Annotated in this window: 10 protein-coding genes; 3 read left to right on the top strand and 7 right to left on the bottom strand. The window is 74.5% G+C overall.

What is annotated here, in order from left to right; all coding sequences use genetic code 11:
* Window positions 1-45: 45 nt before the first annotated feature.
* Both ACSLTV_RS15600 and ACSLTV_RS15595 read right to left on the bottom strand, forming a co-directional pair.
* Window positions 46-1,437, bottom strand: coding sequence for a S1 family peptidase (locus tag ACSLTV_RS15600; RefSeq protein WP_432136441.1), 1,392 nt, complete (start codon window positions 1,435-1,437; stop codon window positions 46-48).
* A 110-nt stretch (window positions 1,438-1,547) separates the two neighbouring features.
* Entirely contained in the window at window positions 1,548-2,378 is an 831-nt protein-coding gene (locus ACSLTV_RS15595) for an SAM-dependent methyltransferase (protein ID WP_432155229.1), read from the bottom strand.
* A gap of 357 nt (window positions 2,379-2,735) precedes the next feature.
* Between ACSLTV_RS15595 and ACSLTV_RS15590 the strand changes: the two genes are divergently transcribed.
* On the top strand, window positions 2,736-3,116 hold the full coding sequence (locus ACSLTV_RS15590; RefSeq protein WP_432136443.1) for a PPOX class F420-dependent oxidoreductase: 381 nt from the start codon (window positions 2,736-2,738) through the stop codon (window positions 3,114-3,116).
* 83 nt (window positions 3,117-3,199) lie between these two features.
* Here ACSLTV_RS15590 and ACSLTV_RS15585 read toward each other — a convergent pair whose 3' ends face one another.
* The 3 genes from ACSLTV_RS15585 to ACSLTV_RS15575 all read right to left on the bottom strand — a co-directional run bounded on the left by ACSLTV_RS15585 (window position 3,200) and on the right by ACSLTV_RS15575 (window position 7,434).
* Window positions 3,200-5,986, bottom strand: coding sequence for a hypothetical protein (locus tag ACSLTV_RS15585; RefSeq protein ID WP_435612332.1), 2,787 nt, complete (start codon window positions 5,984-5,986; stop codon window positions 3,200-3,202).
* A gap of 204 nt (window positions 5,987-6,190) precedes the next feature.
* The gene (locus tag ACSLTV_RS15580; protein WP_432136445.1) at window positions 6,191-6,604 is read right to left on the bottom strand and encodes a Zn-ribbon domain-containing OB-fold protein; all 414 of its coding nucleotides are present in this window, start codon (window positions 6,602-6,604) and stop codon (window positions 6,191-6,193) included.
* Window positions 6,605-6,765: 161 nt separating this feature from the next.
* Window positions 6,766-7,434, bottom strand: coding sequence for a TetR family transcriptional regulator (locus ACSLTV_RS15575; protein ID WP_432136536.1), 669 nt, complete (start codon window positions 7,432-7,434; stop codon window positions 6,766-6,768).
* Window positions 7,435-7,615: 181 nt separating this feature from the next.
* Between ACSLTV_RS15575 and ACSLTV_RS15570 the strand changes: the two genes are divergently transcribed.
* Window positions 7,616-8,443, top strand: coding sequence for a hypothetical protein (locus ACSLTV_RS15570; RefSeq protein ID WP_435612331.1), 828 nt, complete (start codon window positions 7,616-7,618; stop codon window positions 8,441-8,443).
* 61 nt (window positions 8,444-8,504) lie between these two features.
* Window positions 8,505-9,143 carry a peptidoglycan-binding domain-containing protein gene (locus ACSLTV_RS15565; RefSeq protein ID WP_435612330.1) on the top strand — a complete coding sequence of 213 codons (639 nt, stop codon included), beginning with the start codon at window positions 8,505-8,507 and terminating at the stop codon, window positions 9,141-9,143.
* A gap of 236 nt (window positions 9,144-9,379) precedes the next feature.
* Here the strand turns inward: ACSLTV_RS15565 and ACSLTV_RS15560 are convergent, their stop codons facing one another.
* Both ACSLTV_RS15560 and ACSLTV_RS15555 read right to left on the bottom strand, forming a co-directional pair.
* Window positions 9,380-11,770 carry a SpoIIE family protein phosphatase gene (locus ACSLTV_RS15560; protein WP_435612329.1) on the bottom strand — a complete coding sequence of 797 codons (2,391 nt, stop codon included), beginning with the start codon at window positions 11,768-11,770 and terminating at the stop codon, window positions 9,380-9,382.
* Between the two features lie 93 nt (window positions 11,771-11,863).
* A complete protein-coding gene (locus ACSLTV_RS15555; RefSeq protein WP_432136449.1) occupies window positions 11,864-12,244 on the bottom strand; it encodes a hypothetical protein in 381 nt (126 codons plus the stop codon).
* Window positions 12,245-12,457: the final 213 nt, after the last annotated feature.

The following is a 12,457-nucleotide window of genomic DNA, read 5'->3' as shown; positions in this document are numbered from 1 at the left end:
AGGCCGACCCCCTCGCCACGACCCCCGGATCCCTCGGATCCCTCCTCAGCCCCACGTCGTCGAGTAATGGCGTTGGTACGCCCTGCGATCCTGCTCCGTGCGGATGTAGCGGGTGGCGGCCAGCGCCACCAGACTGCCCGCGATCACCAGCAGACCCGGCCCGAGGTTGCGCGGGTCGGTGAGTCGCGCGGCCAGCGTCCGCCCGGCCGTGCCGTCCGTCACCGGAGCCGAGGCCCCGGGGGAGACCGCGTCCGGCGCGCTCGCCGGTGCCGACGGCTGCGGAGCCGCCGCCGACGGCGCGTTCTGGCTGCCGGCCCCCTGGCCGCCCGCGCCTCCCGCGGACACGATCAGCTTCACCTTCAACTGGCTCAGCGCCGTCGTGACCGGCTGGAAGAACGTCGTGCCGCCCGACGCGCAGTCGCCACTGCCGCCGGACGTCACGCCGAGTGCGATCCCCTCCGAGAACAACGGTCCACCGCTGTCCCCCGGTTCGGCGCACACGTCGGTCTCGATCAGCCCCGTGACCGTGCCCTCCGGATAGTTCACCGTCGCGTTGAGCGCGGTCACCCGGCCGTCGCGCAGCCCGCTGGTACTGCCGCTGCGGAAGACCCGCTGCCCCACCGACGCGTCGCCCAGGCCCGTGATCCGCACCCCCGTGCCGCTGCCGATGGCGACCACGTCGGCGCCCTCGCCCGCCGTGCCGCCCGCGTACTCCACCAGGGAGAAGTCCCCGCCGGGAAAGCTCGCCGCGACCGTGCGCCCCACCTGCCGGTTGCCGCCGGTGTCCGCGAACCACACCGAACCCTGCGGCCCGCAGTGCCCCGCGGTCAGGATGTAGTCCCGCCGCCCGTCGGTGACGTTGAACCCGGCCGAGCAGCGGCCGCCGGTCGACAGGATCGGCTGGGCGCCGTTGAGACGCGGCGAGAAGGTCCCCTCGGAGCGCTCCATCCTCACGAAGCTCCCCACCCGGTCCGCCACCCGGGTCAGCCGCGCCCAGTCCGCCGCCGACACCGTGCTGTCGCCGCGCACCACCACCCGGTTGTGCTGATAGTCCATGGCCCAGGCGGTCCCCGGCACCCGGGGCGCCGAACGCAGCGCCTCCGTGGCCGACCTGAGCTCGTTCATGCTGTGCCCGACGACCTTCGCCTCGGCGCCCGAGCGCCGCACCTGCGCCGCCGTCCGCTCGTCGGTCACCGCGACCACCGTCCGCCCGTCGGCCCCGACCCAGCTGCCCGCCGTACGGGAGTCACCGAGCCGGGCCACCAGCTCCGCGCCGGTCTCCGCGAAGGTCCGTGCCGCGCCCCGGGGGAGCGCCGAACCGTCCGCCGGCTCGCTCGCCAGCGCCGCCTGTGTGACCATCGCCCCTCCCAGGAGGAGCCCGCCGACGGCCGCCAGCCGTGTCACCCGCCGGACGATTCGTCGTCGTACGTGCCTCATGCATGGCTCCCGAACACCGAACGCGCGGCCTCGACACCGCGGGGCGCTCCGGTCGTCGAGTGCCCACATTCCATACGGGCCGAGGCCCGGCCGCGTTCAGGCGGCGGCGATCATCGCTTGACCGCGACCCCGCCGAACATCGCGACCTCCTCCGGCTCGGTGCCGTCGGTGCCCTCGGGGCGCCAGCGGGAACAGGACACCACGCCCGGCTCCAGCAGCTGAAGCCCGTCGAAGAACCGGGCGACGGCCTCCGGGGTGCGCTGGGTCAGCTTCGGCGTGCCGTGCTCGTTCCAGAACTTCACGGCCTCGTCCACGTCCGGCATCGACGGGCTGGTCACCGTGTGGGACAGCACCAGGTGGCTGCCCGAGGGCAGCCGGTCGACCAGCCCCCGCACCAGGCCGTAGGGGTCCTCGTCGTCGCCGACGAAGATGACCACGCCCAGCAGCATCAGCGCCACCGGACGGCTGAAGTCCAGTATCTCGGCGGCGTGTTCGAGTATCACGTCGATGTTGCGCAGATCCTCGTCGAGGTAGTCGGTGCGGCCCTCCGGCGTGCTGGTGAGCAGCGCGCGGGCGTGCGCCAGGACCAGCGGGTCGTTGTCGACGTAGACGATCCGCGACTCCGGGGCGAGCCGCTGCGCGACCTCGTGCGTGTTGTCGGCGGTGGGCAGCCCGGTGCCGATGTCGAGGAACTGGCGGATGCCCGCCTCGGTCACCAGGTGGCGCACGGCGCGGCCCAGGAAGAGCCGGTCCTCGCGCGCGTAGTCGCCGATGCCCGGGTGGAGCTGCCGGATCTGGTCCCCGGCCGCCCGGTCGACCTCGTAGTTGTCCTTGCCGCCCAGCCAGTAGTTCCAGATCCGGGCGGTGTGCGGCTGGGTGGTGTTGATACGGTCGCGCAGCTGCTTGGCGGCGTGGGCTGCGGACGGCGAGGTGTCGGTCACGGCTGGGCTCCTGCGGATGCTGGTGAATCAGAGGTCAACGAGCAATCTAGACCCAGCAGTTGATCTCCACAGCACATATCCGACGGCCCGGCCGCCGCGCTCGGCCCAGGGGCTCCCCTCCGGCAGCGGCGGCGCCGGCCACGCACGGCTGGATCCGGCCACCTCGGCGGCAGTCCCCGGCGAGGCCGTACACCGGACGGCCGCAGCCCCGCGCGCTGAGCGGCCCCCTCCGGGGCCGGGATCCGCCACGGCCACGCCCGCCGGCAGGCGGTCGCCCGTCGTCGCCGCCGTACCGCCTCGGCCACCCGGCGCCGTTGACCCGGACAGGCGCGGGGGCGTCGGCCTAGACTGCCCGCCATGGACGACACGACGCTGGACGCGCTCAGCGCGGGCAAGTACCTGCTGATCACCAGCTACCGCAAGAACGGCACCGGCGTCCCGACGCCGGTGTGGGTGGTGCGCGACGGGGACGGCCTCGGGGTGTGGACCGCGGCCGACTCCTGGAAGGTGCGCCGGATCCGGGCGCGCGGCGACGTCCTCGTCGGCCCCTGCGACATGCGCGGCCGTCCGACCGGCGAGCAGGTCCCGGCCACCGCCGAGGTCGTGGACGCGGCCACCGCCGGCCGCTACCGGCAGCTCATCGCCCGCAAGTACGGCATCATGGGTCGGCTCACCCTGCTGGGCAGCCGGCTCCGCGGCGGCGCCGACCGCACCGTCGGTATCCGCGTCACCCTGTGACACCGGTACGCCCGCGCAGCGCGCGGCGCTGACGCGCACAGGGGCCCGGACCGCGTGGCCCGGGCCCCCTCGGCACCTACGGACTACGACGCGTCCAGCACCGTGCCCGTCAACACCAGGCCGCCGGGCCGGGGTTCGTCGTCGTCCCAGCTGATCTCCTCGAACCGCACCGACTCGGCGCGCTCCCTCACGTCGTCGACGACGGTCGGCACGCTCCAGTCGACGCCGGTGCTGCCCGCGGGAACGGACAGCCCCACCCACAGGTCCGCCTGGGACAGCGGCCGCTCGGGGTCGGGCTCCGAACCGGTCTGCTCCCGCAGCCAGTTCGCGTCCACGTCCTTGGTGGACAGCTCGTCGGCGACCGGCTGGGTCCGGAACAGCTTCCAGATCTCGGTGTCGGCGGCCTCCGAGAGCGTCAACCGCCAGGCGAGGGCCTGGCCCTCTGTCACCCGGTCGGCCACGGGCGTGATCGTCACGGTGGGCATCGCGTCGTCGTTCTCGACCAGGACCCCACCCCGGTAGGAGCCCACCACGGTGCCCCGCACTGCCTTGACGAGGATGTCGTGCCGGACGTCCTCGGAGTAGCGGGTGTTGCCCCGCACCTCCACCGACACGTCGATGTCCTGGCCGCCGGGCCGGACGGTCACCAGCTTGTCCCGGGTCTCACCGGTCACCGGGTCGACGGTGTAGACGCGGACCTGGCCGCTGCCGCGACCCGACACCCGGACGGGCATCCGGTAGGTGCGCACGCCCTCGTCGCCCTCCTTGACCACCGTACGGCCGACGTCGACGCGTGACAGAGCGGTCGGCCGCACCGACGGGGTACCCGGGCGCCAGCCCCAGGCGTCCATCAGCCAGGCCTGCCCCGACGGTGAGCGCGGCGTCAGCTCGAGGGAGCGGACGTGCCGCAGGTCGAGTCCGGCGCGGGCGGCGGCGGTGAGCGGGACGCGCAGCTCCCGGGCCCAGTAGGAGGCAGTCGACTCGCTGCCGGGCAGACCGTCGACGGTGATCCGGCCGAGTGCGGCCCGGCGTCCGGAGGTGTCGGTGACGGCCACGTCCAGCCGGGTGCCGGTGGTGTTCGGCGGCACGAAGACCCGCAGCGCGAGGCTGTGGGACCCGGCCAGCGACAGCGGCTCGGGCGGGCGGACGGTGGTGGTGGCGCCGGGCGCCGACCACCCCAGCGCCACGGCCCGGCGGTCGGTCTCCCGGTCGGTGTCCCAGCGCGCGAAGTGCGGCGAGCGGCCCTGGCCCTCCGGATCGAGGCAGGCGGCCGCGGGGTCGGGGTCGACAGCCGCGCAGAGCCGGCCGCCGGTCACCCGCACCGGACCGTCGGGCAGGAACCCGGCGCCGCGTGCCGCACCCACGGCGTGCGTGAGCACCCGGGCGGGATCGGCGGACGGCGCGCGCAGTCCGGTGCCGTCGAGCAGCGGACGCGCCCGGTCGTCACCGGCGACGAACAGCCGCGCCGCGGCGGCGATGTAGGTGGCGCCCGCCCGGTGCTGCTGGTCGGCGGTCAGCCGGGTCGGCGCGTTCGCCGAGCAGACCGGGTCCGGCTGCTCCGGGTCGCTCCAGAAGTCGTCCGTGGCGGGCGCCTCGGCCTGGCCCGGCGTCCACTCGGTGTTGAAGAAGTTGTGGTTGGCGCCCACCACGTAGACCGCGCTGTGCAGCGCGGTGCCGCGGCTCACCCCTCGCGTGCCGTCCACGAACACCTCGCCCTGCAGGTCGGACACATCGCCGTCGCACCCCGGCAGGATGGTCGTGGAGGGCACGTCGGCGACCGGGTTCTGGCCGAAGATCGTCGGTCCGATGAGGACGGTGCCGCGCACCGTCCAGCGCACCCTGCCCCGGTAGCCGTCCTGGTCGGCGGGCGGCGGGTAGAGGCTGTCCATCGCGGCCCGGTTGACGCCCTCGCCGCCTCTGGAGTGGCCCACCAGCAGAACCCGGCGCAGATCGGCCCGGGTGAGCCCGCGCAGGGCGGCCGGGGCCTTCGCCGGGTGGGCGGACCAGTCGGCCCAGCGGTCCAGGTGCCGGCGCACTAGCGAGGAGCGGGCCTGGGCGCCGCCGTCCTCGGCCTGCCAGTCCTGGCCGTTGATGCCGTTCGCGGAGATCGACACCGTCAGATATCCCTGGGATGCCAGCAGTTGCTGGTCCCGCAGGTAGCCCCTGTGGCTGGGGATCGGCCGGTAGCCGTCGGCGCAGGGCCAGTCGCCGGTGACGTCGTCCTCGGTGCCCGGCTTGTAGCAGGTGGCGTGGCGGCCGTGCAGGAACAGTGCGAGCGGCCGCCTGCCGACCGCCCCGGCCGGCGCCACCACCTCGGCGCGCATCTCCACGGGCTCGGGGAAGCCGGGCAGCCGCACCGGGTCGAGGTCGTACGCGGCGCGCTGCGTGCCGTACGGGCCCGGTGAACCGGGGTCCACCGCGCCCGCGGGCGCCTTCCGGGCGCCCGCCGCCGGTGGGGCGGCCGCGGGGGAGCGACGGCCGCCGCGGGCGTCCCGCGGCGGCCCGTCGGGCGTGTCCAACCGCCGCCCCGCAGCGATGACTTGGAGGTCTCCGAGGTCCTGGAGGTCGGTGGTGGCGGCGTCGTCCAGGCTGAGCCGGAAGGTCCGGCCGTCCTCGCCGGGCGCCGGGACGCCGAGGAGCCGGTCGTTCGCGTGGAACTCCACGCGTGCGTCGCCCATGGGCACGGGCGACGGCGAGCGCCAGATCAGCTGTTCGCCGGACATCTGCCAGCCTGGCGGCAGTTCAGTGCCGGACACCGTGGTCAGCGGTGCGCTTCCGGGCGGTTGCTGGGCCTGTGCCAGCCCCGGTGATGCCGCCAGCGCCGCGAGCGCCGCGACGGCGGTCACACCTATTCGCCGGGCACGGATCAATGGTCGTCCCCTCTCCACACGAGGTGCGCGGGCGGCCCGTCGGTCTCGGGAGCCCCGCACGCCCCGGAGGATGCGGAGGACGATCTGTGGGTTGCCTGTGCGCGCGGGCGCGGCCCGGCGTGCGCAAGGATCCGGACACCGGGGCCGGCGGTCCGCACGGGGGCGGTCGGCGACCCGCTCGACCGGCGGCCGGCCGAGGGCCGGTCAGGTCCAGGCGCGGTAGGGCTCGTCGATCAGCTGGAAGACCGGCTCGCCCCGGACCGGGTCCTGGGCGGTGGACAGCCGTACCCGGTCGCCGCTGTGGATGCCGATCGGCGGGCCCATCACCCGGCCGCGCAGCACGAACCCCTCGGCCATCTCGATCAGCGAGACGTTGCGCGCGGCCGGCGTGTTGCGGTGCACCACCGTCGAGTGGCGCACGGTGCCCACCCCCTCACTGCGCTCGGTGCGCAGTTCACTGCCCCGGCACACCGGACACAGCACCCGGTGGTACATGGCGGTGCCGCACCAGGTGCAGCGCTGGAACACGATGGTCTCGCCGTCGCCGCGGCCGCGGTCGAGCACGCCCGCCGTGGTTCCGGCCTGCTGCGACACGGCGCTTGTCGAGTGGTGGTACACGCTGGTCAACTCCCTGCGCTCGCCCTGGGACCGCGCGCGGGACGCGACACGCACGCGGGTGCGCGGTTCACCGTGCCACCGTGCACGGCCTCAGCGTATGGCACTGAGTGCCACCCGTAAAGGCACTGCGTACCCCGAATCTGCGGGAGCCGGGCCGGTGCTCAGCTTCGACCGAGGGTCGTCTCGATCTCCTGCACCACCCGCCACAGCGGGGCGTCGCGCCGGGAGACGACCACCACGACGTCCTCGGGCCGCTCGTCGGCCGGCGGCACGGGGGAGGCGCCGAACGCCGACTGCACGTACGCCAGCGCGTGGTCGACGGTGGCCGTCGCGTCCCCCCGCCCGTCCGAGCGCAGCCAGGAGCGCAGCGCGTTGTTGTGCGAGGCGACCACCGCCGCCGCGATCACGTCTGCCTGCAGTGTGCCGTCGCGCCGTCCGGTGAACCGCCCGCGCAGATACTCCGCGAGCGCGCGCTCGTAGCGCCACACCACGCTCAGTTCGTAGGCCCGCAGTCCCGGCACCTGCTTGGTGAGCCGGTAGCGCTGCACCGAGAAGGAGGGGTTCTCGGCGTACATCCGCAGCACCAGCCGGGCCGCGTCGCACACCCGGCGCACCGGGTCCGCCGCGTCGTCGCCCGCGGCGAGGAACGCGGTCATGTCGGCCAGGCACCGCTCGTGGTCGGGGAAGACCACGTCCTCCTTCGAGGGGAAGTAGCGGAAGAACGACCGCCGCCCGACACCGGCCAGCGCGACGATGTCGTCGACCGTCGTCTGTTCGTACCCCCGCTCCAGGAACAGCCGGAAGGCCGCCGCGACGAGGGCGTCCCGCATCGGCGGCCTGGCCTCCGCCTTGTCACTGGAGATCATGGTGGGAACGTAGCACGCCATGGCACTCAGTTCCCTCGGCGCAGGGAACTGAGTACCTCCCGGACCGGGCGCGGGCCGGGCCCAGGGCCCCGGCATACCCTGGCCGTCCGCAGGAGACCACCCCGAGCCCGATCCGGAGAACCGCATGGCCGTCGCCCGCCCCCGCCTCCTCTACGTCACCGATCTGGCGTACCCCGCGCGCGGGCGCCGCTACTGCGACGAGGACATCTTCCTGACCTCCCGGCTGCGCGCCGACTTCGACCTCGCACTGTGCCACCCGTGCGACGCGGCCGCCCTGATGGACGCCTTCGACGCCGTCGTCGTCCGCAACAGCGGCCCGGTCCTCGCGTACCGGCGGGAGTACGACGCCTTCCGGGAGCGCGCGCTGCGCGAGGGAACCCCGGTCTACAACCCGCTCACCGGGCGGGCGGACATGGCCGGCAAGCAGTACCTCCTCGACCTGACCACCGCCGGGTTCCCCGTCATCCCCACCGTCGACCGGCCCGAGGACCTCGGGCTGCTGCCCCCCGCGGACCGTTATGTCGTCAAGCCGAAGCTGGGCGCCGACTCCATAGGCCTGCGGATCGTGCCGGGCGAGGAACTGCCCGGCCTCGCCGACGGCAAGGTTCTCGTCCAGCCGCGCGTCGACTTCTCCTACGAGGTCTCCTTCTACTTCGTCGACCACGCCTTCCAGTACGCGCTGTACACCCCCGACCCTCGCCGGCGCTGGGAGCTGGCCCCCTACGAGGCGTCCCCGGCGGACCTGGAGTTCGCGCGCCGCTTCATCGAGTGGAACGGGCTCGCGCACGGCGTGCAGCGCGTCGACGCCTGCCGTGCGCCCGAGGGCGGACTGCTCCTCGTGGAACTGGAGGACCTCAACCCGTACCTGTCCCTCGACACCCTCGACGACCGGGGGCGGGACGCCTTCGTGGCCGCGCTGACGGCCTCCCTGTACCGCTTCCTCGCGCGCTGAACCCTCCCCGGGCCGCACCCGTATCACTCCCCGGGGAGCCACGGCAGCGAAGGAGACAAGGGTGCCCACACCGCCCGAACCGGGGGAGTCCCGGCAGCGAGAAGTCCTCGAACCGATCCGGGTGATACGGCACCGGAGCACCGACGCCCTCGCGGAACTCTTCCGCGAACTCACCGAGGACCCGCCCGCCGCCGCCCCGGCCACGCCTCGCGCTCCGTCCGTCCGGGACGCCGGGCCGCCGCGACCGGGGCCCGCGACGCGGAGGCGGCGCGCCGCCGTGGCGGCCGGCGCGGCGCCGGCCGCCACCGTCCCCGCCGTGCTCCCGGGCCGCCGGCGCGCCGCGGTCGCCGGCGGGATCCTCGCCGCCGCCCTGGCCGGGTTCGGCAGTGCGCTGCTGCTTCCGGACCGGGGGGACGCGACGGCGACTCCGCCGCCGTCGACGCCGGCCGGCCCGTCCGCCCCGGTGACCTCGGACCGGACCGGCATCCTCCGGGAGGGTGACATCGGGCCGGAGGTGAGCGAGCTGCAGCGGCGCCTCGGACGCATCCCGGACGTCTACGACGCGCGCGCCGCCGACGGCCGCTACGACAGCGCCCTCACCGAGGCCGTCGCCCGTTTCCAGCTCTGGTACGGCGTCCGCGGCGACGAGACCGGTGTGTACGGCGACGACACGCGCCGCGAACTGGAGGCGCGGACGTAGGGGACCACCGGACCGGGGCGGGGCCGGTCGGCCCGGCCGGGAGAGGTGTGGCGCGTGTCACAATGAGGGCCGGGTCGACGGGCGTTCGGCACCTCGGCCCACCGAACCGAAAGCCCTCTGCATGGACGTCTCCCGCATCCCCGGTCTGCTGCTGCCCGTCGTGTTCCTCGTGGCCCTGCTCGTCGGAGTGTTCTGGTACTGGCGGCACCGCGGCGAGTGACCCCTCGGACCCGCCGTCAGGCGGTGGCGGCCTCACCGGGCTGCGGGACCCGCAGGTCCAGCACGCAGAGGTCGTCGCGCTGCTCGCCCTCCAGCACCGTACCGAGCAGCCGGTCCAACGAGGCGTGGCCGCCCCGGGCCTGCGCCTCGAGCGCGCCCATGAGCCGCTCCAGCCCCTGGTCGATGCTCTCACCGGGCCGCTCGACCAGTCCGTCGGTGTACAGCACGACCCGGTCCCCGGCTTCGAGCCGGCACTCCGCCTCCTCGTAGAGCGGGGTGTCGCAAGCCCCCAGCAGCACGCCGGCCGGCCGGTCCAGGCAGCGGGCCCGGCCGCCGCGCACCAGCAGCGGCGGCAGGTGGCCGGCCTGCGCCCACACCAGCCGCCGTTCGGCGGCGCGGTAGCGGGCCAGCACCATGGTGGCCGAGCCGTGCGGCCCCCGGGAGTGCAGCAGCAGGGTGTTGAGCCGGGCCAGCGCGCCGGTCAGGGTGGAGCCGGTGATCACCATGCCCTTGGCTGTGAACCGCAGTTGCGCCATCGTGGCCACCGCGTCCATGCCGTGTCCGGCGACGTCACCGACCACCAGCAGGGCGTCCCCGTCGGGTAGTTCGATGGCGCTGAACCAGTCCCCGCCGACGCTCAGTCCCGACTGCGCTGGCAGATAGGACACTTCGACGCGCAGCCCGGCCAGCCGCACCGCCCGGCGCGACAGCGGCAGCAGCGCGTGCTGCAGCCGCGCCGCCACGGTCCGCTCGGCCTGCAGTACATGGTGCTGGGTCAGCATCGCGCGCTCACTGGCGACCAGCGCGAGTTCGGCGCTGCGCTGTGCGGTGAGGTCCTGCACGCAGGCGTGCACCTCCACGGTTGCGCCGTCCGCGCCGGCCGCCGCCTCGGCGACCGCCCGCAGATGCCGTATGCCGCTGCGGGTGGCGATCCTGAACTGCAGGTCACACGGCCGTCCCGCGTGCACCAGCTCGTCGACGGCCCGGGCGAGGGCGGCCGCGTCCTCCGGCAGGGCCAGCTCGGCCAGTCCGGTCAGCGGCACCGGGCCCTGCGCCGGGTCCCGGTCGAAGAGGGCGTAGAGCTGGGCGGACCAGGTGGCCTCCCGGGCGGCCAGGTTCCAGCTGGCCCAGCCGAGGTTGCCGAGCCGCTGGTCGTCGGCCGGCCGGTGTTCCCGGCGGCCCGTGAGGCCGTCCCGGAACCAGCTGACCACCAGTTGGTCGCCCAGCCGCTCCACCCGTGCCGAGAAGGTGGACAGCTCAGTGCCGCCGGCCACCGCCCGCTGTCGGGTGAAGGGGTCGCTCCGGTACGGCCGTCCGTCGGCGAGCGTGTTCAGGAAGCCCTGCCACAGCGGCTCGTCGGCCACGGTCGGCCAGCACTCCAGCAGTCGCAGCCCGAGCAGTTCGCGACCCTGTCGGCCGAGGCCGTCGAAGGCCTCCGCGGTGGCCGCGTCGATCCGGAAGTCTTCCACCCGGCCCGACGCCGCGCGCAGCGGCGTCAGCAGGAACGCGACGACCGGCAGCCGCTCGAACACCGCCTGCAGGGCGTCCACGGCCGGGCCGACGGGGGACTCCCTTCGGGTCCCGAACATGCGCAGCGGACCGGCGCAGAGCCGGGCGACGGCCACCAGATGCCGGCGGTCCCGCGAGGTGAACGCGCTCCCCGCACCCCGCAGCACCCCGATGACGACGTCCGCGTGCTCCCCGACCCACACCGGCACCCAGGCCTGGGAGCGCCACTGTCCCGGGGCGCCCCCGAGCAGGGGGTATCCGGCGTGCTCGGTTCCGGTGCCGTCCAGCCAGCGGGGCTGCCCGCTGCGGAGGGCGTCCAGAGCGGGTATGCCGGGCAGCGGGGGCACCTGGTGCCACTGGCGGGCCAGCGCGTCGTCGATCCCGGCGTATCCCACCAGCTCCAGGCCGCCGCCGGGCAGCAGTGCGAACAGCATGACCGCGTCGGTGCCCAGGCCGGGGCCGAGATGGCCGAGCAGGCAGTGGGCCAGGGCCTGCGGGGTGCCGACCCGGACCAGGGCCCGGCCGAGCCGGCCGAGGGCGTCGGAAACGTCGTCGGCGAGGGCGGGCACCGGATCCGCCTCCGGGTCCACCAGCTCGTCCCCGAGCGGCGAGCGGTCCGGGCGGGGGGCCGGCGTGAGATTCCCCAGGACGATCCAGCACTCTTCCAGCAGGGTGCGGCGGGCCGCCTTCGCCCGCTGTCGCAGAATCTCGTCGGTGGCGTCCGGCGAACAGCCCGTCTGCGCCATGACGGCGCCCTTGGCCCGTTCCACCACGGCGGCGGTGGCCGCGATCTCCTGCAGCCGGTCCATCTCGGCGCGCTGGCGCGCGACCTCACGGGTCAGCGCGGCGAGCTCCGACACGTCGCCCGGCTCACCCGGCACCGCGGGTTCCCTCGTCACGTCTTGAGCATCGCACACAGCGGGGGATCCGATGAGGTCCTGGCGGGCACCGGCCCGGAGCACCCGGTCCGGCGGCCGGGGCCGGCGGCGCCGTCAGCGCCCGGCGGCGCGGTCCACGAGGGCGTCGGTGACCGCGCGGACACTGCGGGCGATGTGCTGCAGCTGCATGATCTCGGCCGCGTAGAGCTTGATGGTGTGCTCGATGACGGACTCGGGCATACCGAGCCGGGGCAGGTCGGCGCGGGCGGTCTGCAGGGCGGTGCGGGCGACCCGGATCTCCTGCTGCACCTGGATCTGCGCGTGGCGGGCGAGCAGCACCGGGTGGCGCAGCAGCGCGGGGTAGCTGGCGTAGCGCGCGGGCACCAGCTCGCGCAGCCACTTGGCCGCCGACCGCTCCCAGTCGTAGCTACCGGGGGTCTTGACCTGGCAGGGCCAGTCCGGGCTGATGCGCGTCGTCGTGAGGGCCATGTTCATCGCTTCCGGTGTACGACGTCGGATCGGGTGGTCCGACGGGTTCGGGGCGGCCCCGGCCTAGGGGATGGCCGGGACCGCCACGGGCGCTCGCGCAGGCGATGCCCCGAACACCCTGGGACCGTCGTGGGTAGGGGACGGCGGCTCCGGGTGCCCGTTCAGGTGCCCTTATCGGGCGGTGCGGACGTGAGCAGTATTTATATATGCCGTCTCCTT

The organism is Streptomyces sp. bgisy159 (assembly GCF_965341775.1).
In the GTDB taxonomy this organism is placed as follows: Bacteria; Actinomycetota; Actinomycetes; order Streptomycetales; family Streptomycetaceae; genus Streptomyces.
The sequence above is the reverse complement of the archived record's forward strand: the minus strand, read 5'-3'. Positions and strand labels throughout refer to the sequence as shown.